Raw genomic sequence first — 25,760 nt, forward strand, 5'->3', positions numbered from 1 at the left:
AAATAAGGTTGAGTAATGATCTCCACATACAACCACTTTAATGACAGCACGCCCACGCACCGCCGCGTTATCCACAAGCCTAGCCAGGGAAAGTAGGTTGCGTCAGAGCCGGGGTAATCTTGCGCCATGCGCCTGAATCAAACTCAAGCAAAGCATCGGGGGTTTCTGCCACCACTGAATCAAGTCCGCGACCAGCAGTAACTGACTTCGGAATAAAGGTGCCCGGTAAACGCCGGATCGGCCCAAAGATCGGCACGCTGTACAACGCCGGATCATTCGCGCCCCCCTCAACTCCCACCACCACAAGTGTGGAAGCATCAACCCATGCTACGTCAGAAATCGTATTCAGACGTACGCCCATGTGAGCCGCCTCCGCAAACCCTAATGGCACACCGTTCGCATCACGCAAGATTCCCACCACAAACACACTGGACACTCCGGAAGCATTCCCTACAATGACCATGCGTGTCCCATCACGCGACACTCTCACGGAGACAATTTCCGTACCCGCGAGCGCGGAAACAGCGAAGGACATCACCGGGCCACCGCGCACAGGAGTCGCCAGGATCTTTCCGTCAGATTTGATCGCCCCGCTCCACACGTATCCGCGTCGGTCTGTGGACGGCGCTACAAGCGAAGAATGCGAGCTAATCAGCGAATGAGCCACTCCCGATTGGGAGATTGAATAGATAGTGTGAGAGTCATTGCCAAGCGCAATCACTGGCCCATGCGGATCGTAGGTCTGAGCAAGGTGCGTGAGTTTCAACGCCGGATCCACCGCAAAAGCGATACTTCCTGAATCACGCATACCGCGTTCGTGAATCTCATTGTTGGCCATTCCAAGAAGCGGGTACTGGCCGTAGGGATAAACCGGCACATCTGCACTTGTCGACATATCGAGCTCGGCACCCCCAGAGGACACCTGAACCTCAGAAATGCCTCCCAGACCTTTCAACGTTGAATTGACTTGAGCCGCCATTAGACCCAACTCTGTGTCATGCAAGCCTGCAGCCTCAGCTGTCAGATTCACTCTAGCCACTTGATCAATGACATCGACCTGTGGAGTCGCCAGGGCAGTTCCCTTGGGTAGTGCACTCTTGACAGCACCTGCTAACCACGACGGCGGGCCGGACAGAAGCGCCGACAGCGCCGACGTCGCAGCGCGATCTTCTGGGAAGTAATACACCACGGGGACAAGAGCATCCGAGTTCAAGGACAGGAAGTAGACTGACACGGAGCGGAAAATCGACGAGAAAAGTGAGTCGGGCATAATCACGCCGTCATCGAGAGCCGCGATTCGCCACTGATTCTGTGCATTCCTGACAAGTGAGAATTCGGAAACAATTGTCGAATCTGGAGCCGAAGACTGATACTCACCGTCAGCATCCAAGGTGGCAGATGCCGACGCAGTAAAGCGAACCGCACCCGATTTTGCACGCGAGAATGATTGATTGTCGACATCGGGGTAAATACGCACTTGGACGCGCGGATTCCACTTGGACGCAACAGATTGGGTGAGGAACTCACGCGCAACCGAAAAGTCATCAGAAAATCCCACGGCAGAGGCAGCTAAAAACCCTTGAACAATCTCTTCAGGAGTGGCATTTTCGGATGGAGACTGCGCCTTAAAACCCACCTTGCCATTCGAAGCCGACGGCTTCGCAGTGACATACACAGGCCCCGACGTCGGCAACGCCGCGCACCCAGCAAGAACCAGGATGAAAACAACCAGCAACGCAGAGAGCTTTTTCATTTTTCCTCCTCATCGTGCATGGTCACGACAGCGAGGTCGGCTGTTCGGGGTTCCGGCGCTACCAGATCAATTGGCGCTATAAAGGGCGTATGAGGAGTCTTCGGGATCGTCAGGAGGAAGGTTGATCCAACACCCATCACACCTGTTGCTTCAAGAGTGCCCCCGTGAATCAGTGCGTCCTCTTTCGCAATTGTCAAGCCGAGTCCCGTTCCACCGGTCTTGCGTACACGCGAGGAATCCGCACGCCAGAAACGATCGAAAACATGCGCTGCCTGCTCATCGTCCAGCCCAATCCCCCAGTCCATCACCTCGGCAGCCACAGCCGTATCGTTACCAACGATCCGCACTGATACAGGATTTCCTTCAGCATGTTCGAGCGCATTCACAACAAGATTCCGAAGAATTCGCTCGATTCGACGAGGCTCGATTTCCGCTTCTGGGTTTCCCTCGACACTAATCGACACCGTCACACCATTATCTTGGGCGAGAGGATCGGCCAGTTCGATCACGGTTCGAGCAAGCTCGCCGACGTCGGTCGGCTTGGTAGCAAGTGAAGTACCACCGGCGTCATAACGGGAAATCTCCAACAAATCGGACAGCATCATCTCCAGATTTTTCAACTGGTCATGTTGAAGCTCAGCGCTTCGTCGTAATGCAGGCGACAGTTCTTCTCGTTTGTCAAAGATTAATTGGCCGGCCATACGGATCGTCGTCACTGGAGAGCGCAGCTCGTGCGACACGGCTGAAACGAAGTCCGTCTGGACTTTCGACATTCGCTCCATCTTTGTGAACTGATCCTCAAGTGAGGAAGCCATCTGATTGAATGATCGTGCCAACTGGGCAAGTTCATCTGTCCCCCGAACTTCCATACGCGCTTCGAATTCACCTTCAGCGAGCTGATGTGCACTTGCCGACGCTTCCTGCACAGGTCTGAGGACGAGACGCATGATCAGCCACGACACAAATGCAAGGAGAACGATTAATGCCACAACAGAGAAGGTCAGGACACGAAATGTTGAACGGATCAGCGATTCTTGTGAAGACAATGAATAAGCAGCATAAAGCTCATATTGGCCGGCAGACGGAATAGTGAGCGCTGTCCCCAGAATCAAACCAGGAGCCTCGCTCTCCTGTCCAGGCACTGCCACAGACATGTAGCTCACTTGCCCGGTGGTAGTCTTTGAACGAAGCTCGGGGGTGATTAACGAGCGTATTTGGGTCGACGTCGCAACTTGTGGCTCAAGAATCTGAACCGACGGAGCCCCTTGCCCTCTTGATCGCACCAGCACTGATCCGATCAATCCGCGGGTAGGATCGTACATCGATGACACGACGCTGTTTGCTACTTGCTGGAGTTGACCTGACGTCGGCGAGGATGTCTGTGTAAAGCGGTCTTGAGCGATCGTCGCATCGGCAGAGAATTGCTCAATATTTGTTTGCAGAGCAGCATTGAAGACTGCCCCCCGAATCTGACTTACAACAATTGCACCAGCAATAAAAAAGCCAAGAATACCGCCGACCACGATAATAACCATCGTTCGAGTGGAGAGCGACGATTGCCAGCGTTCACGCAACGACGCAATTCGGTGCGAGAGTCGGCCGAAAAACGTGTTCGACGGTTGTGGGCTCACTGAGCCACAGCCCCCGCACGGTATCCAACGCCACGGACTGTCAGCACCACCTGAGGATCGTCAGGATCCTTCTCAACTTTGGCACGCAGACGCTGAATATGAACATTCACGAGTCGCGTATCCGCGCTGTGGCGATAGCCCCACACCTGCTCAAGAAGCTCTTCGCGGGAGAAAACCTGGAAAGGCTTCCGTGCAAGGACGGCGAGGAGATCGAACTCAAGCGGGGTCAGATGCAATACCTCTGAGCCTCGGCGAACTTCGTGACCTTTGAGATCAATGGCGAGATCGGCAACTTTGAAAACATCCGCTTCAGGTTCTTGCCGACGCAGGCGCGCTTTAACACGTGCAAGAAGAACAGAGTTTTCAAATGGTTTAGTGACGTAATCATCCGCCCCTGCCTCAAGACCAGCGATGACATCCACTGAATCGGTTTTTGCGCTCATCATAATGATGGGGACATCAGATTCTTCGCGTAGCTGGCGACACACCGAGACACCATCGAGTCCGGGCAACATCACATCGAGAAGAACAAGATCGGGGTGTTCTGCCCGGAAAAGTGGAAGCACATGCGCACCGTTCGCACACACCGTGGCCTGGTATCCCTCAGACTCCAGCAAAATTGCCACCATCTCCGAAATACCCGGATCGTCGTCAACGACGAGGATACGCAAGCTCATTCCTTCTCCTTTCGATCACTGTTTCCATTATCCACGTTTGTGCGAACTTCGACTAGGGCAAACCTCGGATAGAGGCCGCGCAACAAGGTTTCTCTATACGCCGATCACATGCTGTGAACATGCGCACCTACGATACGATGATGGGAGTTAGTGTCAAGATATGTCCGCCCGAAATAAAAAGGATCCCCATGACAACGCCACCATCCAATAACCCTTTTGAATCAGATTCGACTCCACACTGGGATCAGACTCCGCATCAGTCAGATAGTTCTCCCCTCTCTCCTCCCTTTGGTTCCTACGGCCAACCGCAGGAAAACACAGGTATGGGTCAGCCCTATCCGCAGTACAGTCAACAACCAGCGCAACCTCTCGGCGCTCCAGCGTCACTCTTTCCGCTACGTCCGCTCGGCGTGGGCGAAACATTCGATGCCGCGATGCGCACGATCCGTTTTAATCCGACGGCACTGATCGGCGTACCCATGTTGATTTGGCTCGTAGGCCTCGTCGTTGATTCTGCGACTTCCTATCTTCTCGATGAAGTACCTGCCGCCACCACAACACCTGAAATGGCACAGATACTGGATGGCACAAGCATGTGGTCACTCCTCATCAGCCTCTTCATTGGGGCGGCACTAGTCGCATTGATGACTGGCGCATCAACACGCGCCGCTATCAAAGGCTCTCTCGGACGCAAAGTTTCCTTCTCCGAGGCCGCAGCAGACGCCGGGCGTGGGGCCGGGAAGACAGTACTCCATGCTTTAATTTTCCAGGTTCTCGCCACAGTTGTTGTCACCACTGTGGTTGGACTTTTGCTCTTTGCGACAGTGATCAACGCACTTTCAGACGTCAATTCGTCCAACCCGAATGAGTTTGCTGCCGCTGTTGGCGCAATCTTGGGGAGCTTTGCTCTTGTTTTACTTCTCTTGATTGCTCTCTACCCGCTTTACGCGCGACTGTTTGTGATTTATCCCGTTATGGTGATCGAGCGGAAAGGAGTGTTCGCCGCGATCGCACGCTCGTGGAAGCTGACCCGCGGATCAACCGGTTACCTGTGCCTCTTGGGACTGGGAATCATTGGAATCGTGATCGCAGGAGCTGTGGTTTTTGGCCTGTTCTCCGTGATTTTGACCGCTGCCTTCGCTACAGATATCACATCTGCGCTGACTGCAGCGCTCATCGGTTTTATTTCCTCAGCGCTGCTCTCAGTATTCTTCGTTCCCTTCTTTCTGTCGATTCAGGCTGTGTTGTACATCAACATGCGCATCACTCGTGAAGCAGTTACTCCGGCTGCTTACATGGAGAACTGATGTTGTGGATGAGCTTGGACCCCTCCGACGCGCAGCGCGCGGCGGAGGCAGAGCTTGCCAAATCGAAATACCACCCGCGCGAGAGTTGGCTCTCGCGCGGGTGGCGTTGGTTACTTGAACACTTTTCTTCTGGTGACGGCACCGGAACATTTTCGTGGCTGTCGCCGCTATGGATTGCGATTGCCGTTATCGTCGCTGCGTTGGTGATCATCCTCATTGCTCGATCGTTCCGCCGAACACCACGCCCAAACGCATCGCCGACATCTCACTCCTCCCCTGCCGATACTGCCGCTCTTCTCTTGCAAGCTGCGGATTCGCACACCGATCCTGACCTTCAGGTATTGGCTTACTTCCGCGCCGCAATGACGCGGCTCGATGAAATCGGTGTCATCCGCCTGTCGTCGGCCATGACAGCTACTGAAGTAGCGGTGGCCGCCAGCGCCACTTCCATTGACGCCATCGCAGTAGCCGAGGTTTTCAACGCCATTGCCTATGGACATGCACACGCACATGCTGAGGATGTCGCTGCTGCTCGTCATCTCGCACATGCTGCTTGGGCGGTGAAGCCATGAGAAAACGTCGCTTCGTGATCATTGCTGCAATAGTCCTCATTCTCATCACTGCAGCGTTACTCCTTTCACCCACGCCACCCAATCAGGACGCTTTGGCACCCGACGGCGTACGCCCAGAAGGAGCAGGAGCACTAAGCGCTTTGCTTGAGGACAACGGTGCATCAGTTTCCTACACCACGTCAATTTCCGACGCGGTGGCTCGTTCATCGCGCGATTCCACTCTCATTCTCCCCTGGTCTGTCGCGGCTGCGATGACTCCCTCCCAAGCGAAACAGGCGAAAAAGACGCAGGCACATATCGTCATCATCTCTGACGAGACCACCGCCTCATTAAAGAACTGGGGCTACGACGTCGCACCACGGTGGATCGGCGCGACGACAGCGACTTCTTCCGATAGTCACTTTGCGGCACGCACCATCGGCCCTCTTCACCAAGTCATTCCCGGCCCGGGATTTTTCCCCGCCGACGGAGGCGTGGCAGTTTCTCAACATTCCAATATCACTTTGCTTGCTGATGGGTCACTACTGACAAATGCGCATCTAGCAACCCATCACAATGCAGCACTGGGCTTGGACATTGTTGGTTCTCACCGCAGCATCATATGGGTGAGCGTGCGAGGCGTCTGGCATACACCCACGGTGAAAGACAATCAGCCTCTGACCTATCCGTGGCTTATTCCTGCTCTGATTGGAGCGGGAGGAATCGTTGTCTTCACTGCACTCCTCCTCGGGCGTCGCTTCGGCCCCCTCGTCCCTGAACGTCTGCCGTCTGTCATCGATGCGCGTGAATCACGCCGTGGCCTAGCACTGGCCTACTCCCTCTCACGCGACGCTGGTCATGCAGCATCCGTTCTGAGGGCGGCATCAATTGCACGCGTCGCAAAAACAGTCGGGCTTGACCGGCATGACACCCCAGAAATGGTGGTGACTACGCTGGCACAGCACACTGCACAGGATCCTCAGCAACTCACCGAACTTCTCTACACACGTCAGATCACCACCGACAGTCAGTTAGTGGAACTACAACACGAACTCGAAGGAACGTTATGAGCCAAGCGCACGAAAAATTTGTGGCCATTCGCCATGAAATCTCCAAGGCAGTGGTCGGCAACGACCACGCTGTGACAGGAGTACTTGTCGCCCTCCTCGGATCTGGCCATGTCCTGCTTGAAGGAGTGCCGGGAACTGCGAAAACATTGTTAGCACGATCGCTCGCGATGTCAACTGCCCTTCCCCATACTCGTGTCCAGTTCACGCCAGATCTCATGCCAGGGGACTTAACAGGCTCTCTCATCTTTCACTCTGGTGAGTTCACCTTCCGTCCCGGACCGGTCTTCACCTCGATCCTCCTCGCCGATGAAATCAACCGTACGCCACCGAAAACCCAGGCTGCTCTGCTCGAAGCGATGGCTGAGCACCATGTCAGTGTTGATGGTCAACCCAAACCTCTTCCCGACCCTTTCATCGTCATTGCTACTCAAAACCCCATTGAACATGCCGGAACTTATCCTCTGCCTGAGGCCCAAATCGACCGCTTCATGATGAAACTTCAACTCCCTTTGCCTTCGCGCGATGTCGAACTCAATATTCTTTCACGACATGCAGCCCACTTTGATCCCACAGAGCTCTCCAGCGCGGGAATCACGGCCGTAGCAAATGCTGATGATATTCGTCAGGCTCGCGATGAAGTGTCACAGGTTGAGGTCTCCGAACAAGTTCTCGGCTATATTGTGGATCTCGTTCACGCCACCCGTTCCCTCCCGACGGTGATGGTAGGGGCTTCACCACGCGGAGCGATGTCCTTGCTCGCTGCTGCACGCAGTTGGGCATGGCTCCAGGGACGCACTTACGTCACGCCCGATGACGTCAAGGGTTTTGCTCTCCCAACCCTCGTTCACCGTATCACCGTGCGTCCCGAGGCAGAACTCGACGGCATTCAACCGAGTGATGTGATCTCGCAGATCACAAAAACCGTGGCGGTACCGCGCTGATGTATGTGCGTTTACCTGCTGTGCTCATAGCCTGCGGCGGTATTATCGTCGCCGTCGTGAGCGAATCCTGGGTAGCAGTGGTGACGTATCTGCTACTCCTCGCACTTGCATGTGTTGTGGATGCACTCGTGGCTCCATCCCCCGTACAGATACATATCGAACGTCATGCTCCAGCATCGGTACGGTTAGGAAAATGTGCTCAAGTGACATATACCGTCACCTCGCGCACACCGATCGTTGGGGAATTTCGCGACGCATGGGTTCCATCAGCTGGTCTTAGTCCCACGCGTCACTCGTTCGACACTCGGATACCAACACAGGCTCAGGCGGTCATGTGTCCCACGCGCAGAGGAACCCTGTCGTCTTCTGCAATAACGATCCGCACCCGTGGCCCACTTCATCTCGCTGGTCGACAATCCACACGGCCGACTGCATGGACACTTCTCGTGCTGCCTGCCTTTACTTCCGCTCGCGTCCTTGGTGCAAGTCTGAAGCAACTGCGCCAGCTCGACGGCCACTCACTTTTTCTCCACCGTGGCGAAGGCACTGAGTTCGATTCTCTGCGCGATTACGTCGCCGGCGACGACGTGCGCGCGATTGATTGGCGTTCCACAGCTAGGCTCGGGCGCACTCTTGTCCGCACGTGGCTTCCGGAGCGAGACAGAAAAATCATGGTTGTGCTCGACTCCGGACGTGGGCTTTCCTTACGCTCTGGCGATTCACCGCGTTTCGATGCAGCCATTGAAACTGCTCTCCTCATGAGCGCCCTAGCTTCCAAGGCAGGTGACGCACTCACAGTCGTCGCGCTGGATCACATGATCCGCGCACACGTCAGTCCCCAACGCTCCCATAATCCGGTGGCCGACGTCGGCGCTGCACTAGCGAATGTTGAAGCAAGTCCAGCGGCAACAGACCTTCGTCTTCTCATGCCACTGGTATATCAGCAACGTCCCTCTCTGATCATCGTCATCACGGACCCGACGACCGTCAATCTCGACCATCTCGTCGCGTTGCGTGCAACCTGCCGCGTCATCGTCGCAAATGTCACCATTGACTCACTTGAAACCTCGCCTGACGCAGTATGGAACGCTTATCTTCGAGCAGCTGACGCACGTGAATACCTCGACTCTTTGGGATATCAAGTCGAACTCACCCGGCAAGCGGTGCGTGTCGTGAATGCACCCGCAGGTCAGCTTCCAGCTCGAATCGCCGATGAGTACCTCATGCTCAAAGCAGCTGGAGCACTCTGATCAAGCCGCGTACTGGACTGAATGACGAACCTCAAAGCGCGCACGGCCTCCGATTTCGTACCAGGAGATAAAGGCTGCGAGAACAATCGCTCCGATGGCGACCTTGACAAGTGCAGGTAAATTGGACGGTGTGACGAATCCCTCCACAAGTCCTGAGATTCCAAGGACTCCCACCAACCCCAAGCCGACGAGGAGTGTCTGCTTTCCTTCACTCGCGAGGGCAACAGATCGAGGGTACGGACCGGGCACAAGGATCGTCCAAAACAGTTTTGTACCGGCACCAGCAGCAAAGAAAATCGCTGTCAGCTCCATCAAGCCATGCGGCAAAATCAACCAGAAAAATGTGTCAAGACGTCCAAAGTGTGCCATAATCGCGCCCATTATTCCCAAATTGAGGGCGTTTTGCCAGATCATATAAATGGGAAAGACTCCCGTGAACCCTGCCCCCACACAGACCAGCGCAATCCAGGCATTGTTTGTCCACACTACTGCGGTGAAATCAGAGTGGGAATGTTCAGTGTAATACTGAGAAAATTCAACCCTCGCAATTTGCTCGAGCTCCTGATAGTCACCGAGCGCAGCGAAAGCCTGCGGGTGGGTGGAGAGAAAGATCCCCGTCGCGAGCGCGACGGCGAGCGTCAGCGCAGCAAATCCTGCCGCCCACCACCGGACTCGAAAGAATGCGCGCGGAAGTTCGCGGCCAAAAAATTGTGCCACACCTGCCCAATTTGACCGACGTGCTCCAGTCAGCCGAGAGCGAGACAGCGCAAGGATACGCGAAACTTCGAGGATGTACACCTGTGGCGCATGAATTGTGCGCAGATATGCAAGGTGTCCAGACACCTCTCGGTAAAGGCGCAAAAATTCTTCCGATTCTGTCCCGTTACGGTGCCGCAAACGCGCCAGTTGTTCTAAGCGCTTCCACTGAGCGTCGTGAGCACGGGCAAATGCAATCGGGTACATATTCGCATTTTCGCACAAAACGTACGATTCGATAAAATGTTCCGTGTGAACACACCATACCCATTTCCTGACGATTGCATCACCACTGGCGATGGGGTGGCACTCGAATTACCTCCGGCCACCGTGCTCTCCAGGATGTTGTCGGGGGTTATCGACTACAGCCTTCTCTTTATTGTTCTCTGTGGTGTCATGATCTCTCTGTCAGTTACGGACGTTGTCAATTTCAATGCTCCTCAGTCGAAAGCGGCCAGCATCGTTGCTCTTGCAACGGTCATGCTGTTCATCCCCGCTCTCGTCACAGCGCTAACAAACGGTCGTAGCTTGGGCAAACTTGTCACTCGGACACAAGTTGTCCGTGCCGACGGCGGAGCGATCACCTTCCGTGAAGCGATTTTGCGCTCACTGGTCGGAATTGCAGAAATCTGGCTGACGTGTGGAACTCTTGCGACAATCGTCAGCGCTCTCTCGCGCACAGGAAATCGCATGGGCGACTTTCTCGCCGGCACACTCGTCATCCGTCGGCTTTCACCAACCGCTGCCGCTGGACAATTCGTTTGTCCACCTGAGATTGAGCAGTGGTCGTCGATTGCGCAGGTTCACGGGGCACCAGCGTCGTTAATCAACGATGCTACTGAGCACCTCACAATCATGAATAAACTCGATCCGCATACGCGCGCCCAACGTTCACAGACACTCGCGGCTGCATTATGGAACTACGTCAGTCCCACACCCTCCCAGAAAATACCTGCAGAAACTTTTATCGCTGGGGTTCTTCATGCAGCAGCAACTGCCCAGTCTACGCGCGCATCCGAGGAACTCAATCGCGCTGAAAAAATCAGACAACGAGTCGCGACGTTGCCGTACGCAGTGAAGTAGCTACTCTTCGACCGGATGAATCGACAGTCCCGCCTCAGACTCATGAGGCTCAGCCTCACCCTCGCCGTCGATCACGGCGAAGCGTGGCCGCGGAGTTTTCTGAATCACATCAGTTGGCCGGCGGACTTCTCGCTTCGCAGGGGTAGGCGGAGGAACTTCAGTGCGCGAGGCTTCTCGAATCGCATCAGCGAGCGCAAGAAGATCATCGGAAGACGGAGGTGCCTCTTCGAATTCTGTTTGGAGCCGGATCACCTGCCAGCCAACCGGCATCGTCACTGATTGCGCATGTGCTTGGCAGAGGTCAATTGTTCCTGGCTGGAGCATCGGAGAAAGCGGCCCGATGACAGCCGTTGCCTCGTCATACCCGTACGTCATTGTTGCTACGGCTGGATTGGGGCAATTTTTACGTGAACACCTACGAATTCCTTGCACGATGCGAAGTTACCACCTTTTTTATGACCACGATAGGATGGACGCGTGATGAGACGCAAATATCGAGACCGCCACGGGCGCGGGATCCGTGGTTTTCTCCTAGATCCTGCCCTCCCTGCCTGGCGTACGCGCGCTGACAAGTTCGACGACCTCATCGCCGCTGAATTTGCGGCTCTCAACGAGCATCTTGGTGGTCGTCTCTCGGATCTTGATGTCGCTGTTCTCGACGTTCCTGAATCCGATCCTGCACCGTGGGAAGACGGAGTTCCCTTGGCGCGGTTCCTTCCCTTTGATCGCGCAATGGGCAAGCGCGGCCGACTCATCTTTTACCGTCGTCCGATCGAAACTGCAGCACAACGCAGTCCACAACCACGGCTCATCGTTCACGACGTCGTCGTCGATCAAGTGGCCGCTGTGCTCGGTGAACGTGGTGAGGATATCGATTACTTTTAGTTCAGGAGTCGAACATCGAGTGAAGTAGCACTTGACCCAGAAGCAGACAAGGGCACCCATTCAATTCCGTTATCCGTTTCCTCCATAACCGCACCGCGCATAGGTGTCGATGCCACCACGCTCACAGCCGCAGCGTCGGTGATGTCAACTGTGGCGAGAGCCTTCACATCAACTGAGCGCGTGGCAATCACGTTGCCGTCTTTTTTATAGGTTGTTACTTCTGCTGTCCCCTTGCCAACTAAGTGCAAATTCCCCGATGCCACTGCGGCTGAGCGCGAAAGCGCTGGCACTGCAGCCGCCCACGCTGTGTCTGTGCCACCCGACGTCGCGATTGATGTTCCTACCGCAGCACTCACCGGCGAGTTCGACGACACCTGGACAGCATAGTCTCCTGGACGGAGACCATCGAGCGTCAGATCGAGAACTCCACTGGGGACGATCTCAATATCCTGAGCCCCGCGAAGCGGACGTTGGCCTGAGTTAGAGATTGTCGAAAGGGTAACTGTTGCCGGGTGGTCGGTTGGATTAAGTAGTCGAACTACGCCGCTCCACGCGGGATCTGGAAGTAGGGAGTCTGCCTGCGCCGGAACCCTGATCCCAGGAATGACAAGGTTTTGTCCAAAGGAGGACGGCGAAACGAAGGAAACACCTGCAGGTTTGGCTCCCTCAAGGGCAGATGCCTGGATAACAGCTCCAAACTTCCCTGATTTCGTCGATAGATGGAGAGCCACTTCCTTTTTCGCTTCAATCAGACCATCAAGCCAGAGTTCCTGATAACCGCCGGGAGCAAGAACAACTTGGCTTGCCCCACCTAGACGTACCGACCCGCGTGCCGAATATCCTTGGATGTCAATCGCAACAGCTGTCGGTGACGGGTTGGATAACACCAAACGATTGGCAGAACCGACCCCGCCTGATCCGCCAATGAGATACATATCTGAGGTCGCCCACATGCATGGGCTAACCGCCAGTGACCGTAAATCTCCCGCTACTGCTTCGTGTGAGGAGGATCCTGCGACGACGGTGTCATGAAGTGCTTTCGTATCGAACGTCGCCACTCCCCGTACATCACCAACACCAAGCGCCGACTTCGTGGGATCTGTCAATACTCCGACGGGAATACGACGTTTTCCTGCCGAATCACTCCACGTTCCGCCCTGTGCTGTGCTCAGAATGAGCCCCTGACCCGAAAGTCGTGCATCCGTCTTCGATGCGGATACCCCTGCTTTCACTCCGGGAGTCACGCCTCCCAGACACACGAGCGATGCTGTGCCTCCTCGAGTCGGAAGTTCCTGTGGTGCAAGTGTTTGTGATTGACTCGGTTGTCGGAAGAGCAAGGACGCCCCCAGCACTGTCAACACAGTTACTGCGACCGTGGCGATCAGTTTTTTCATTCGATCACTCCCTTACGACGCCAGATCGGCAATGCTCCAATGGCAGTGAGCACAAACAGAGTGATCGTCACCGCAACGAGCGCCCGATGAGCAGGATCGTCGTACATGATCTCAAGCTTTCCATGGTGGGCAGGAACCGTCCACGCATTAGCCCATGGATCATCGGCGCGTTTCAACGGTTCTCCGTCAAGAGTGGCTACGAATCGTGGGTCAGCGCGCTCGGCCAAACGAACAATCCCTTCCCGTGAAGGGCGAATATCAGTATTGACGTTGATGGTATCGGAGCGAATTGGCTGTCCTTCAAGGGTAACTCGAGCAGGCGCGGAGGACACCCGCCAGAAGGTTCCCACCTGAGTCTGGGCAATAAATTCCAGACCAGAGTTCGCTCCCAGTGAGGCCAGCAGTCGTGTATGCACAGCATTTTCGCTCCTAGGAACGAGCACCAAACCGATGTTGTGACGCTCAAGCGCATGAATCGCCGACGCCGATTCTGCCGTAAGATCTGCAACAGCCTGTGCTAATTCGCTGTTCGCTGTGTCAACAGCCGGATGAGAAAGGCGAGAGTACTGGCTCATTTCAATGCCATCACGTCGCCACACTTCTCCACGTACCCCATCGTAGGCGGGAATCAGAGCCAGCACGCGCTGTTTATCATTTCCGGATTGTAACGGTTGGGCAATGGCAGGCAACTTTTCCGACGTCGAATCCAGAACATCGCCGAAACGATGAGTAATCGCCCACGTCACCGCCGTCACCAGCGAGGAGCCAACAAGTACCACAACGAGGGTGAGCGCACCGATCTGTGCAACGCCGAATGCTCGACCGCGGCTCATTGAACGTAACTTGTAGGTACCGGCCAACACCGCGAGCGTGAGCCCAAGCCATGCAATGGAAAGCCCCACCTGCGGGAGCGTTCCCGTCGTGACAAGCGATGCAGAAGAGACAATCCATACTCCATTGACTTGCAGCGAGAACCCAGCGAGGGCAAAACCGATCGCTACAATCAACCACCCCCAACGCCCAAAGTCAGTGTGTCGTACAAGGGACAGCACACCGATACAGACAACAGCGATAGGGCCGCAAAGCAAAAGCCACGAGGAAGGCTGGGATGTCACCGAGCTGGAAGCGAAAAAGTCCCACAACGTCGTCGCTGACTGTTCTCCTCCGGGAAGAGACGGAACGCCTGGAGTCGAAAGCCAAAACGCCGCTGGGTGGTCAGTCGCAAGTGACCATGACGAGGCAAAAACTGCTAACGATGGTAACGCCACCCATCCCCAGCGCAACCGCTGTCTGTGTCGAGTGAAGAGACCGATGATCGACAGGACAATGCCGATCATGACAAAGATGGGCGTGGTCGCTGTCAGGATGGCGCTGACAAATGCGAGGGCAAAAATTCCATGGATTTGTCCCCGCCAGGCGCGCACAAAAGCACTGACAACAAGTGGCAGAAGAATGTGAATCACACTTACCGCGAGGAATCCAAAGGTTTGAGCTTCGAGGAATGGCGGCGCGGTGATCCATACCAGGGCTGCAATAAGCCGCATGGGTGCAGAGATCGTCAAAACTCCGGCTGCGCGGAAAGCAGTGAGCGCAGCAAGAACCGGCGAAATCACATGGATGAACGTCGCCACAGCTGCCAGGGTTCCTCCCATGGCACCGGCGATCCATACAAAAGGAATCATCAGTGACCAAAACGGATCCAAGCCACCAGGGTGCCCATCACCTACTGGGTTCCATCCCAAGAACATGATCTGCCACAGCTCGGACGCGGTATGTGTATCTTGAGCAAGCGAACCACCGACAAGTATCCCGCTAGTGAGATTCTTCAAATGGAGAACACACGTCACGCTTATCCCAAGGAGAAAAGCGAGGAGCGCCATCCGATGAGTGCGTTCTTTGAGTTCGGCACGAGCCTTGAGCTCCAGGGATGAGGGCCGCAAGGCAAGCATCTGAGCTTCTTCAGCCGAACGTTTCGCTTCACGTCGCAAAGCGCGTACCTCACTTGGTGAATCCTCAAGTTGCCCAAGCGGACGCGAGGTATGAGAAGGCAGAGCTGCCCGGCCTCGCGACACTACCCCAAGAGAACTCAGAAGCCCTCCTCCAGCGCGAAGTTCAGCGACTGCAAGTTGCGGTTCTTTCCTTGCCAGTCGGATCATCGCTCGGATCGGCGCCCCGAGGATATATCCCAGCCACATCACGGGCATGAGTAGGCTAGGCGCAGCAATGAGGGAGTTCACTAGCTGTGCCCGACGTCGTTGAGCAAAGGAGCGCGGAAGGGATAGTCGCGCATGGCGAACGACAGCTGATGGAACGACGACGACACGATGTCCGGCTAGGCGAACTCGCCTTGAAAATTCTAAGCCGTCACCGAATGGGCCAAAATCAGGATTCAAACCGCCCAGTTCATTCCATACACTCGCTCGAACGAGCATTCCAGCAGTTCCCACAGCCAAAACGTCGCTACGCGAATCGAGCTGGCCCTGGTCGCGCTCATCGTGGATGACTTCAGGGACACGCCGTGCACTGCGCGTCGCTCGGATACCCACTTCAAGGAGAGTACCTGCGTCCCAGCTGATTTGTTTAGCTCCCACAATTGCAGTTGCCGGAGAGTGCTCACCGGCACGCAAGAGATGATCAAGCGCCTCACTTTGGGGCGCAGAATCTGCGTGAAGAAGCCAAATCCACCCATCCTCGCCGACGTCTTTCAGACCAGCCTTCACAGCCTGAGCGAAGTTGTGTGCACCTTGGACTGAGACAAAGGAGAAATTTGGAAGAACCTCGTGGCGCGAATTATCTGACAGATCACGTGTCAGCGGTGCAGTGGCGATCAAAATCGTCTGTGTGGGCAGGTGGCTCTGGCGTGCAACCGCATCGAGGGTTGAACGGGCATAAGCAAAATCACGGCCGCTGGTTACTACCACGGCCGTGACTTTTTCACGTGACGCAAGGCTCATCTACTGTCCCGCTACTCGCGCTTTTCGCTCACGTGACATGCGCTTACGGTCATTATCCGAAGTTCCGCCCCAAATCCCGTGCCGAATGTCGTTCGTCACCGCATAGTCCAAGCACTGAGCTTGAACGGGGCAGTTGCGGCAAATTGAGGTCGCTGGAGCAGTAGAGCCACCCTTTTCGGGGTAGAAGATGTCGGGATCAGTTTGTGCACAAAGGGCATCTTCCATCCACGATAGATCTTCGACCTCAGTGGTGTTCCCATAACCGAGATTAAAAATTCCTGCCATCAACTTTTGTGCCGAGCACGGATCAGCGGCAGAGGTCTCGCCCTCGGTATGGGCGACCTGGAGCCGGTTGTTATTCCGTTCCCACATGCGTTGTGGCCTCCTTGACTATTTGCTTACCCTATAAATTACACGTGTGTTATCCCCAAAAAGTCAATTCTTTATGAGAAACTCCCCCTCGCGATTTTTACCACGTTGACCAAAGAGCCTGCAAAAGCATAGAAACTGATGAATTTTGCTGGAATACCGCCATTTCTTCGGCTCGCGTTCGCCACCCGCCGAAGTCCACAGTGTCTGAGAGCCACAACGATTACTCTCAGGGAAGATATTGGAAAGGAATACCATGTCCCACCCAGATTTGATGTATCAACAACTGATGAAAATCGGCACGTCCCCGGCACTGACAGTGTATGGCGAGGATCGAATCGAGCTGTCAGGAAAAGTCTTGGCAAACCACGTCGCTAAGATCGCCAATTTCCTTGTGGACGAAATTGCTCTCGAACCAGGTAACCGAGTCGCCCTCGATCTTCCGGTGCACTGGAAGACCATCGCGTGGGGTCTAGCGGCGCTCACCGCAGGGGGCAATGTTGTGGTGGGTCGCGCAAAAATCGCAGACGCCGAACCGGGAACAGTTATCGTCACCGCAAACCCACGAGGAATCGAACGTGACCCCGACGACACCATCGTGGCTCTTGCGCTGGGATCGTTAGCGATATCGTGGGTCGGTGATCTCGAACCTGACGTCTATGACGGAGTGGCAGATGTGATGTCATTTCCTGACGCGCTGATGTTTTCAGGGCGAGGAGAAAACTCAAATGCGTCTTTCTATTCGCGTGCTATCGATGACATTCCCGCTGGAAGAATCGCACTTCACAAACCCAGCGTGATCGAATCTCTTTGTGTGGCATATACGGCGTTTTCTCACGGTGATTCCCTTGTCATTACTGGCAGCTCGGCGTCCGAAAACGTTCTGGAAATCGAGCACGCGTCACTTTTTACTCCTTCTACACGCCTTTAACATGAGACAAACAACAGTTTTGTCGCCGGTGGGGCACGCACCGGGACTCAAATGGAAGTAGAGTTGCCAAAGTGAACACTCTTTACGAACGCGCCGAAACCCATCGAAGCGCCGATGTCCAACGGTTCCACTGGGGTCGTGTCATCGGTTTGACCTTGCTTGCCATTGTGCTTTTCCTCGGTTCCGCATTCGGTGTGATCTATTACAACTTGGTGTCGTCGATTCAAACGCACGAACTCCACTCCTTGATTTCGGATAACCGTCCCACCGCACAGAATGCAGATAAAAAGAACCGTGCGCTCAATATTTTGATTTTGGGTTCCGATTCTCGCGAAGGCTACACCACGCATTCAAAGGTGACGGGAATGCGCGCTGATACGACGATGCTCATGCATATCTCCAAGGATCGCAAGCGTGTGGATGTTGTTTCCATCCCGCGTGACATGCTCGTCGAAATCCCCTCGTGTACTCTGCCCGACGGCTCAAAAACAGATCCACGCGATGTGTCAATGTTCAATAATGCCTTTGCTCTCGGTGGAAAAACTGGCGACGTCGGCGCTGCCGCGGCATGTGCTGTATCCACCACTGAAAAACTGACGGGTCTATACATCGATGACTACGCTGTGGTGAACTTCAACGGTTTCCAAGATATCGTCAATTCACTCGGAGGCGTCGATATCTGCGTCGCTGAGCCGATCGATGACAAAGCCGCCCATCTCAAACTCCCTGCCGGATGTCAAACACTCGGAGGCGAAGATGCTCTCGCGCTTGCACGTGCCCGCTACTCCATCGGAGACGGATCCGATATTGGCCGTATCGACCGCCAGCAGCAAGTGGTGACATCTATTATTAACAAAGCGTTGAAGCAGAATTCGGTATCGGATCTTCCGACCCTCTATCGCACTGTCCAATCTGTGCTCAAGCACCTTGACGTTTCCAGCGGTTTAGGTGACGTGAGCTTTTTGGCATCACTCGCCTCGAATTTGACAGGATTGAAGGGCGACTCGCTTCATTTCTACACAATGCCGTGGGAGTGGGCTGGAGCTCGCGTTGTCCCAGCAGCAACAGCTCCTCAAGTCTGGCAGGCGTTGAAAGCAGACCAACCGGTACCGCAGAGCGCGATCAACAAGACACCCAAGAACACTGCTATTTCTTCAGCAAATGGTGGTCTCGGTGAAGTTGCTGGCAGCGGCTGGGCAATCTTGAAGGAGAAGAATTGACCGACGCACATGATCGTCGTCACCATAACGAAGAGCCACGAGCGCCCCGACGCCGGCAGCCGTCTGCTCCTCGTCGGCGTTCAGCTTTCGGCACTTCCGATCCGAATGTTACGACGCCGGTGCGTCGAGAACCAGGGAGAAATACCGACTCTGAATCGGCACAAGGGCATCCTGAGCCAACACGGGTGATGCGTACTGCCGATTTTCGGCCTGCTCAGGCTCCTTCCCAACCTCCGTCATTCGCTCCTGCCAGACGCATGTCACGTCCCCCGGTTGAGGACTACCGCGAACGACTAACATCGGATGAACCAGTGGTTTCTGTTCGCCCTCCCGTTCGCCGACGCCGGATGGGGTGGGGAAAACGCATCGGAATTATCTTCCTTACTCTTCTACTGATTGTCGTTGGCTGGGGTGCATATTTGTATTCCATGGGCAATGCCAAGATCAATCGCAAGGATGCTCTCTCGAACGCTGCAGATACATCCGGGACTACCTATCTCATCGTGGGCTCAGATTCACGTGCTAACTATGCGCCGACCTCGAAAACGAAAGGACAGCGTTCGGACACGATCATGTTGCTCCAGGTTCCTGAGTCTGGAAATACATCATTGATTTCGATTCCGCGGGATTCCCTCGTTGAAATTCCTGGCCACGGCAAGGGGAAGATCAACGCAGCGTTCTCCATGGGAGATGCCGCTCTCACGGTGAAGACGGTTGAGAAGCTCACTGGGCTCACCATTGACCATTATCTAGAGATCGGGATGCGCGGTGTTGAGAATCTTACCGACGCCGTCGGTGGAATCAACCTGTGTTGGGATCAGTCGTTTAATGATTCGCACGCGAAACTTGCGTGGGAATCAGGATGCCACGATGTCGATGGTGTCACAGCCTTGAAGTTTTCGCGTATGCGTTACTCTGACCCGATGGGAGATCTTGGACGCGCCATGCGCCAACGCCAGGTTGTGTCGAAGATTTTGTCCAAGGCACTAACACCGGCCAATTTCCTCAACCCGTCGACTCAGTACTCTCTGGTCAGTTCCGTCGGCACGGTACTGACTGCGGATCGATCGACATCACTCATTGATGTTGCACGGGCTGGCTTTGCGCTTCGCAGCGCGACGAGCGCGAAGAACATGGGCACTCCCCCGATCGAGAATGCAAACTATCATTACGGTTCACAATCGACTGTGAAACTCGTCGATGATCCGTCGTTCTGGGATAAAGTCCGCTCCGGGAGCATCACGCCCGAGAATTTTAAGTAGACAGTCATCGTGAAATATCCGCCTATCGTTTCAACGCTACTGCGCGGCCAAACCTTTGGTCAGTGGCTAATTGAGTTCATCCAGTTTTGTATCGTCGGCCTCGGAAGCTATGTCGTGGACGTCGGTTTGTTTAATGTGCTGGCCTACTCAGGGTGGTTCTTTACCCCGGGTCGTGGGCAGTTCGTCGCCAAGACCATTTCGGTGTCGATTTCAGTAATTTTCTCCTGGGTAGTCAACCGATTCTGGACCTTCGCAGGCAAATCACACAAGGACGCTGGGGGTGAACTCGTGGCTTTTATTGCAGTGAATATCGCTGGTCTCCTCATTGCTTTGGCTTGTCTGTGGGTGTCGCGTTATATTCTCGGTTTCACTAGCCAGCTTGCCGATAATATTTCTGCTAACGGTGTGGGTCTGGTTCTCGGAACTGCCTTCCGCTACGTCTGTTACCGTTACTTCATCTTTACGCAGTAGGTCAGCGTCGCTTTCTGCGTGGTGTCGCAAAGACCAGCGAACCAGTGGGAAGAACTTGAGCTGGTGCAAGGGAATTGGGGACGCAGATCAGCGTAATCGTGAATTCAGCAGGCGCCATCGATGTCAACGTTAACCGGCCACCGTCGGCCTGAGCCAGTTCACGTGCAAGAGCAAGGCCAATACCAGTTGATCCTGCACCCGAATATCCTTTGTCAAAGATATGATCAGCGATTTCAGGAGCAACTCCTGCCCCTTCGTCGCTGACTTTGATATTCGTGTGCCGTCCGGAGGGTGTGGCGCTGACACGCGTTTCGCCGTCACCATGAACAAGAGAATTTTCGATGAGGGTCGCCAGTATCTGAGAAAGCGAACCTGGCGCCGAAAGAACAGAGCATTGTCCGCCGACGAAGGTCAGCGTGCGTCCCTCTGCAGCAAACTTTGAGCTCCACTCAGCTTTCTGTTGAGCGAAAATGGTGCGCACATCTGTAGGGCGCGTCGATACCTCGCGTTCTGCTCCCCTCATCAGCTCATTGACAACGCCGGTGAGACGTTCGATTTGTCCGAGTGCAGCGTCCGCTTCCTCGCGTACCTCATCAGAATCTGTCAGATACTGGATTTCTTCCAAACGCATCGAGAGTGCCGAAAGTGGTGTACGAAGCTGATGCGCGACGTCGGCAGAAAACTGGCGTTCTGCCGAAAGACGAGCAGCCAGACGATCCGCAGCTCGCTCGATCTCTTGATAGACCAAGTCAATTTCTTCAATACCCGTGGTCGCCACGTGTGGACGAACATGGCCTCCACCGAGCTGTTCGGCGCTTGCCGCCAAATAGACTAACGGTGCAGAGAGCTCGCGAGCGCGACGCACCGCCATTGTGATTCCGACAGCAAGAGCAAGGAGTGACAGGGCAACCATCCCCAGCACAAGTCGTCCGATTTCCCAAATCATTTGGTAATGCCAGTTATTTTCGACAAGCTGAGCCGAAAGATAACTGGAGGTGAAAATCGTGGCTGGAATGCCCAGGATCAAGACGGTCACAGCAACAACAGCCGTGATCTGCCGAACCAGAATTTTACGCATTTTCGAACCGGAATCCCATGCCGCGAACGGTTGAGATGTAGTGCGGATGAGCAGGGGTGTCGCCGAGTTTGCGACGCAACCAGGAGATATGCATGTCAAGTTTCTTGGTGGATGTATCCGCGCTGTCTCCCCACACTTCAACCATGAGGGCATCGCGTGAAACAACACGCCCGGCGTTGCGCATGAGGATCATCAGGAGCTCAAACTCTTTGCCTGTGAGTGACAGTTCTGTATCAGCGAGGTAGGCACGGTGTGCGACTGGATCAATTGTTACGTCCTGGGCACTGAGCGTGCCGACAGAGCTTTCCGACGGCGAAGATCGGCGTAGCAACGCGCGCACACGCGCGAGCAGTTCTGCCAAACGGAAGGGCTTAGTGACGTAATCATCAGCGCCGGAGTCAAGACCCACGACCATGTCAATTTCTTCTGTCCGAGCCGTAAGAATCAAGATCGGTACAGCAAGCCCGGCGTGGCGAATACGTCGCGCCACATCAAGGCCATCCATGTCCGGTAGCCCGAGATCGAGGATCACAAGATCGATGGGAGCCGCGGTCGCAGCAATCCCCTCTGCCCCACTCGATGCGGCTACCACGTCATAGCCTTCGCGCGTGAGAGCACGAACAAGCGGACCTGAAATCGCTGCGTCATCTTCTACCAGCACTACTTTTGCCATACTGCATCTCCTCCCAGCGCATTTTCTAGTTTACCGGCGAATACGGAAAACTAGGTCAACTCACGCAAAGTAAAAGTTGCCACGGTTCCAATTCCGCGCAGGTCGACGTCGTCGGAGGGCTCAACTGACAGCCCAGATTGTCCAAGTTTCACGACTGCAGTGGCCGTAGCATCGTCGAGGAGGACGCCACCGTGTGGAGCGATCGAGCACAACCGCGACGCAAGATTCACATTTGGCCCGAAGACGTCACCGAAGCGTGACAACACCCCGCCCCAGACCAACGATGCACGGACGTTAGGCATGTCCGGAGCATCGTTGAGCGCATGAATGAGTCCGGTGACTGCACGCACAGCTGTGGGAAGATCGTCAGCAATATACAGCACTGCATCACCCACCATTTTCACTGTGCGCGCGCCATAAGACGAGATCACATCGCGGCACGTGAATTCAAAAGTTTGGATCAGTTCGGCCAGTTCGTGAGGCGTGAGCTTTTCCGATGTGTGAGTAAAGCTCACCAAATCGACAAAGCCGAGTGCGCGCATCAGAGGCATCTCTACGTCCTCATTGAAGTGCATGTTCTCGAGTTCGACTTCGGTGCGTCGCAAAAAGGCTGCAACGTGACGGCGCCACGCATATTTCATCTGATACATCAAGAAATCTTCGTATTGACCGAAATGATCGAGCACATAGTAGCGAGCGGATATTTCGTCCACTCCAAAGCGTTTCGCCGCCATTTCTACGAGCGCTTCGTACTGCCACAGCACTTGACGATCTGCGAAGTAGGATTGGGCACGAATGAGGGAGTTCATCGCCATGGAATCGGCACTGCCACGGTTCGCCATTTCTTGGTGTGCACGGATCACGTCGACGTCGTAATTTGTGAAGATAATTTTTTCTTCGTCACCGATTGCGGGAAACCCCATCGAACGCCAGAACATCCGCACATCGTGTTTTGAGGTACCTGCGCGTGCTGCGGCTTGAGCGAGGTTGTACCTCGGCGCTCCATCAGTGAGGTGACGCGTATAGCGTTCTACTTTACTGATCTCTGGTTCCTCATCGTCATCTGTGGCTCCCATCACAGAGCCATCTTAGCAACTGAGACACGAGTGTCAAAGGCATACCCTGAGCACGCTAAAATTATCGCATGACTTCTACTATTGACCATTTCGCAAATGCTTACGTTCAGAAAATTCTGGACACTCAACCCGAATACGTCACCAGCCTCGGGCGCGCTGGTGCCGATGAATCCACATTCTCTGACCTGTCATACGCTGGCGAAGAAGCTCGCGTTGATTTTGCCCGCTCGCAACTAGCTGAGCTGGCAAAACTTGAACCAGAAAACGAAAACGATGAAATCACTCAGGCCGCTCTTTCTGAGTCCCTCGCGCTTGAGGTTGAATATTTTGAGGCCGGCGAATACGCCGACATCAATAACATCACCTCAACTATTCAAAGTGCTGCAGAAATCTTTGATTTGATGAATCACGAGACGGACGAGGACTGGGCAACGATCGCACGTCGTCTTGCCGCAGTCCCCGATGCGCTGGCCGGATACCAAGATGCCCTGGCACATCGTGCCGCTCATGGAGCTCCGACAGCCATCTACCAAATTGACCTTGCGATCAAGGAAACCGCTCAAAAAGCCTCCGAGCAGAGCCAGTTTGTCGAGCTTGCGCAACGTGGTGCTTCGGCGTCGCCCATCAACGCTCAAGCGCTAAAAGAAGGAGCCGACGCAGCACGCGCAGCTTACGCACGTCTGTCCGATTTCCTTGTCAAAGAGATTGCCCCACACGGCACTGAGAAAGATGCTTTCGGCTACGAACGCTACGAACGCCGAATCCGCACGTCAACAGGTGCACATCTGGATCTTGATGAAACGTATGAGTGGGGTGTCAGTGAACTCGCACGTATCGTGACTGAGCAAGAGGACGTCGCGCGCACACTTTATGGCGAGGGAACCACCATCGAGGAAGCAATCTCGCGTCTGAATGCAGATCCTGATCGCCAAGCGCACGGGACTGACGAACTCCAGCAATGGATGCAGCACACCGCGGATCAGGCTCTAGATGACCTCGACGGTGTCCACTTCGATATCCCCGATCCCCTGAAGACAATCGAGTGCATGATCGCACCATCAGGGACCGGCGCGATCTATTACACCGGCCCAACGTCGGACTTTTCTCGCCCTGGTCGCATGTGGTGGTCAGTGCCAGACGGCACGGACACATTCAACCTCTGGCAGGAGAAGACAACGGTGTATCACGAGGGCGTTCCCGGCCATCACCTGCAGGTTGGCCTGGCGACATACCTTGCTGATTCACTCAATGATTGGCGTCGAGAGCTGTGTTGGAACTCAGGCTCTGGGGAAGGATGGGCTCTGTACGCCGAAGGCCTCATGGCTGAACTGGGCTACCATGACGATCCAGGCGATTACATGGGCGTGCTTGATTCTGAGCGTTTGCGTGCATCTCGAGTGGTTCTCGACATCGGCGTCCACTTAGAAAAACCGTCCCCCGCGAAGTACCGTCACATCAACCCTACGTGGAATCGTGAAGTGGCATGGGAATTCCTCAAAGATAATGTCGCGATGGATCGCTCCTTCCTCCAATTTGAGCTCAACCGTTACCTCGGATGGGCAGGTCAAGCACCGTCCTACAAGGTCGGACATCGCCTGTGGAAGAAAATGCGTGCCGAAGCTGCAGCAGCCGCGGGTTCTGATTTCGATCTGAAGGCATGGCATATGAAAGCACTCTCGTTGGGTTCCCTCGGCTTAGATCTGACAGCGAAGGTTCTGCGATGAGGCTCCTTCTCGCTTCTGCATCTCCTGCCCGACGCCAGACTCTGCTCAATGCTGGCATTAACCCATGGGTGGCAGTATCTGACGTAGATGAAAACGCAATCCTGGACGCTTTGAAGAAAGACGATCCTCATGTCAATCCTCAAACCCAGGTTCAAACGCTCGCGCAGGCGAAGGCGAACGCAGTTTATGAACTAGTGAAGGAGCGCGCCGCTGCTGGGTACACCGTCCCTGATGCTCTGGTGGCATGTGATTCAATGTTTTCTTTTGACGGTGAAGTGGTCGGAAAACCGCATTCAGCGAAGGTCGCCTTTGAGCGTTTGCGCAAGATGCGCGGACGGAGCGGTGAATTATTCACCGGACACACGGTGATCGATATCGCGACTGGGCGTTGTGCATGTGCAGTGTCAAAAGCTGTCATTCATATGGGCACAATGAGTGATGCACAGATCAAGGCGTACATCGCCACTGGTGAGCCGCTGGAGGTGGCTGGCTCCTTCACGATTGATGGCGTGGGCGGGCCTTTCATTGACTCGATCGAAGGTGACCACCACGGGGTCGTCGGAATCTCCCTTCCGACAGTTCGCAAGCTCATGGCAAGTATCGGACTGAACATCATCAATTTTTGGCAGGACGATGCCGGGCGTCCGCGCCCGATTGATCCTCCTGTCCAATATTTTGATCTCACGTGAATGGTGCATAAAAAC

24 protein-coding genes are annotated in these 25,760 nt (G+C 54.8%); 13 read left to right on the forward strand and 11 right to left on the reverse strand.

All coding sequences use genetic code 11. The annotated features are described in order from the left end of the window. Positions 1 to 79: 79 nt before the first annotated feature. From ACTOVJ_RS03455 to mtrA, 3 genes are read right to left on the reverse strand one after another with little or no spacing between them, the layout of a single operon-like run. The gene (locus ACTOVJ_RS03455) at positions 80 to 1,753 is read right to left on the reverse strand and encodes an LpqB family beta-propeller domain-containing protein (RefSeq protein ID WP_449503726.1); all 1,674 of its coding nucleotides are present in this window, start codon (positions 1,751 to 1,753) and stop codon (positions 80 to 82) included. Next, a complete protein-coding gene (gene mtrB, locus ACTOVJ_RS03460; RefSeq protein ID WP_449501255.1) occupies positions 1,750 to 3,384 on the reverse strand; it encodes an MtrAB system histidine kinase MtrB in 1,635 nt (544 codons plus the stop codon). Before mtrB ends, ACTOVJ_RS03455 begins: the two co-directional genes overlap by 4 nt. Further along, on the reverse strand, positions 3,381 to 4,061 hold the full coding sequence (mtrA, locus tag ACTOVJ_RS03465; protein WP_449501256.1) for an MtrAB system response regulator MtrA: 681 nt from the start codon (positions 4,059 to 4,061) through the stop codon (positions 3,381 to 3,383). Before mtrA ends, mtrB begins: the two co-directional genes overlap by 4 nt. A 188-nt stretch (positions 4,062 to 4,249) precedes the next feature. Here mtrA and ACTOVJ_RS03470 point away from each other — a divergent pair, with 188 nt between their 5' ends. Genes ACTOVJ_RS03470 through ACTOVJ_RS03490 form a run of 5 tightly spaced genes read left to right on the forward strand, consistent with a single transcriptional unit; the run spans position 4,250 to position 9,180 of the window. Next, a complete protein-coding gene (locus ACTOVJ_RS03470) occupies positions 4,250 to 5,368 on the forward strand; it encodes a DUF7847 domain-containing protein (protein WP_449503725.1) in 1,119 nt (372 codons plus the stop codon). After that, positions 5,368 to 5,940, forward strand: a complete 573-nt coding sequence (locus ACTOVJ_RS03475) for a DUF4129 domain-containing protein (RefSeq protein ID WP_449503724.1) — start codon at positions 5,368 to 5,370, stop codon at positions 5,938 to 5,940. Before ACTOVJ_RS03470 ends, ACTOVJ_RS03475 begins: the two co-directional genes overlap by 1 nt. Then, complete coding sequence (locus tag ACTOVJ_RS03480) at positions 5,937 to 6,989, forward strand: DUF4350 domain-containing protein (RefSeq protein ID WP_449503723.1); 1,053 nt, start codon at positions 5,937 to 5,939, stop codon at positions 6,987 to 6,989. The genes ACTOVJ_RS03475 and ACTOVJ_RS03480 overlap by 4 nt, the downstream gene beginning before the upstream one ends. After that, the gene (locus ACTOVJ_RS03485; RefSeq protein WP_449501260.1) at positions 6,986 to 7,930 is read left to right on the forward strand and encodes an AAA family ATPase; all 945 of its coding nucleotides are present in this window, start codon (positions 6,986 to 6,988) and stop codon (positions 7,928 to 7,930) included. The genes ACTOVJ_RS03480 and ACTOVJ_RS03485 overlap by 4 nt, the downstream gene beginning before the upstream one ends. 56 nt (positions 7,931 to 7,986) lie before the next feature. Continuing rightward, positions 7,987 to 9,180, forward strand: coding sequence for a DUF58 domain-containing protein (locus tag ACTOVJ_RS03490; protein WP_449503722.1), 1,194 nt, complete (start codon positions 7,987 to 7,989; stop codon positions 9,178 to 9,180). Here ACTOVJ_RS03490 and ACTOVJ_RS03495 read toward each other — a convergent pair whose 3' ends face one another. Further along, positions 9,181 to 10,143, reverse strand: a complete 963-nt coding sequence (locus tag ACTOVJ_RS03495; protein WP_449501262.1) for a stage II sporulation protein M — start codon at positions 10,141 to 10,143, stop codon at positions 9,181 to 9,183. A 45-nt stretch (positions 10,144 to 10,188) separates the two neighbouring features. Here ACTOVJ_RS03495 and ACTOVJ_RS03500 point away from each other — a divergent pair, with 45 nt between their 5' ends. Then, positions 10,189 to 11,019, forward strand: a complete 831-nt coding sequence (locus ACTOVJ_RS03500) for an RDD family protein (protein ID WP_449504628.1) — start codon at positions 10,189 to 10,191, stop codon at positions 11,017 to 11,019. Here the strand turns inward: ACTOVJ_RS03500 and ACTOVJ_RS03505 are convergent, their stop codons facing one another. Beyond that, on the reverse strand, positions 11,020 to 11,451 hold the full coding sequence (locus ACTOVJ_RS03505) for a DUF3499 domain-containing protein (protein WP_449503720.1): 432 nt from the start codon (positions 11,449 to 11,451) through the stop codon (positions 11,020 to 11,022). A gap of 48 nt (positions 11,452 to 11,499) precedes the next feature. On the opposite strand from ACTOVJ_RS03505, the gene ACTOVJ_RS03510 reads away from it, so the two are divergent. Next, positions 11,500 to 11,904: a metallopeptidase family protein gene (locus tag ACTOVJ_RS03510; protein ID WP_449503749.1), complete on the forward strand. Its 405-nt coding sequence runs from the start codon at positions 11,500 to 11,502 to the stop codon at positions 11,902 to 11,904. On the opposite strand, the gene ACTOVJ_RS03515 is transcribed toward ACTOVJ_RS03510, so the two are convergent. Genes ACTOVJ_RS03515 through ACTOVJ_RS03525 form a run of 3 tightly spaced genes read right to left on the reverse strand, consistent with a single transcriptional unit; the run spans position 11,901 to position 16,624 of the window. Further along, positions 11,901 to 13,298, reverse strand: coding sequence for a DUF5719 family protein (locus tag ACTOVJ_RS03515; RefSeq protein ID WP_449503719.1), 1,398 nt, complete (start codon positions 13,296 to 13,298; stop codon positions 11,901 to 11,903). The genes ACTOVJ_RS03510 and ACTOVJ_RS03515 overlap by 4 nt on opposite strands. Further along, a complete protein-coding gene (locus ACTOVJ_RS03520) occupies positions 13,295 to 16,219 on the reverse strand; it encodes a glycosyltransferase (protein WP_449503718.1) in 2,925 nt (974 codons plus the stop codon). The genes ACTOVJ_RS03515 and ACTOVJ_RS03520 overlap by 4 nt, the downstream gene beginning before the upstream one ends. A gap of 33 nt (positions 16,220 to 16,252) precedes the next feature. Then, on the reverse strand, positions 16,253 to 16,624 hold the full coding sequence (locus tag ACTOVJ_RS03525) for a WhiB family transcriptional regulator (RefSeq protein WP_449501267.1): 372 nt from the start codon (positions 16,622 to 16,624) through the stop codon (positions 16,253 to 16,255). A gap of 253 nt (positions 16,625 to 16,877) precedes the next feature. On the opposite strand from ACTOVJ_RS03525, the gene ACTOVJ_RS03530 reads away from it, so the two are divergent. The 4 genes from ACTOVJ_RS03530 (at position 16,878) to ACTOVJ_RS03545 (ending at position 20,505) form a co-directional block, all read left to right on the forward strand. Then, positions 16,878 to 17,552: a TIGR03089 family protein gene (locus ACTOVJ_RS03530; RefSeq protein WP_449501268.1), complete on the forward strand. Its 675-nt coding sequence runs from the start codon at positions 16,878 to 16,880 to the stop codon at positions 17,550 to 17,552. A 71-nt stretch (positions 17,553 to 17,623) separates the two neighbouring features. Continuing rightward, the gene (locus ACTOVJ_RS03535) at positions 17,624 to 18,772 is read left to right on the forward strand and encodes an LCP family protein (RefSeq protein WP_449501269.1); all 1,149 of its coding nucleotides are present in this window, start codon (positions 17,624 to 17,626) and stop codon (positions 18,770 to 18,772) included. Then, positions 18,769 to 20,034 (forward strand): LCP family protein, encoded by a 1,266-nt coding sequence (locus tag ACTOVJ_RS03540; protein ID WP_449503717.1) that lies wholly within the window; start codon positions 18,769 to 18,771, stop codon positions 20,032 to 20,034. The genes ACTOVJ_RS03535 and ACTOVJ_RS03540 overlap by 4 nt, the downstream gene beginning before the upstream one ends. A 9-nt stretch (positions 20,035 to 20,043) precedes the next feature. Next, on the forward strand, positions 20,044 to 20,505 hold the full coding sequence (locus tag ACTOVJ_RS03545) for a GtrA family protein (RefSeq protein WP_449501271.1): 462 nt from the start codon (positions 20,044 to 20,046) through the stop codon (positions 20,503 to 20,505). A 1-nt stretch (position 20,506) separates the two neighbouring features. Here ACTOVJ_RS03545 and ACTOVJ_RS03550 read toward each other — a convergent pair whose 3' ends face one another. The 3 genes from ACTOVJ_RS03550 to ACTOVJ_RS03560 are packed head-to-tail and all read right to left on the reverse strand — an operon-like array spanning position 20,507 to position 23,332. Further along, positions 20,507 to 21,583 (reverse strand): sensor histidine kinase, encoded by a 1,077-nt coding sequence (locus ACTOVJ_RS03550; protein ID WP_449501272.1) that lies wholly within the window; start codon positions 21,581 to 21,583, stop codon positions 20,507 to 20,509. After that, positions 21,576 to 22,256, reverse strand: coding sequence for a response regulator transcription factor (locus ACTOVJ_RS03555; RefSeq protein ID WP_449502717.1), 681 nt, complete (start codon positions 22,254 to 22,256; stop codon positions 21,576 to 21,578). Before ACTOVJ_RS03555 ends, ACTOVJ_RS03550 begins: the two co-directional genes overlap by 8 nt. A gap of 50 nt (positions 22,257 to 22,306) precedes the next feature. Further along, positions 22,307 to 23,332: an adenylate/guanylate cyclase domain-containing protein gene (locus ACTOVJ_RS03560; RefSeq protein WP_449502732.1), complete on the reverse strand. Its 1,026-nt coding sequence runs from the start codon at positions 23,330 to 23,332 to the stop codon at positions 22,307 to 22,309. A gap of 68 nt (positions 23,333 to 23,400) precedes the next feature. Here ACTOVJ_RS03560 and ACTOVJ_RS03565 point away from each other — a divergent pair, with 68 nt between their 5' ends. After that, positions 23,401 to 25,056: a DUF885 domain-containing protein gene (locus ACTOVJ_RS03565; protein WP_449503716.1), complete on the forward strand. Its 1,656-nt coding sequence runs from the start codon at positions 23,401 to 23,403 to the stop codon at positions 25,054 to 25,056. Beyond that, positions 25,053 to 25,745: a Maf family protein gene (locus ACTOVJ_RS03570; RefSeq protein WP_449501275.1), complete on the forward strand. Its 693-nt coding sequence runs from the start codon at positions 25,053 to 25,055 to the stop codon at positions 25,743 to 25,745. Before ACTOVJ_RS03565 ends, ACTOVJ_RS03570 begins: the two co-directional genes overlap by 4 nt. Positions 25,746 to 25,760: the final 15 nt, after the last annotated feature.

This window comes from Arcanobacterium sp. (ex Cirak et al. 2026) (genome assembly GCF_053585065.1).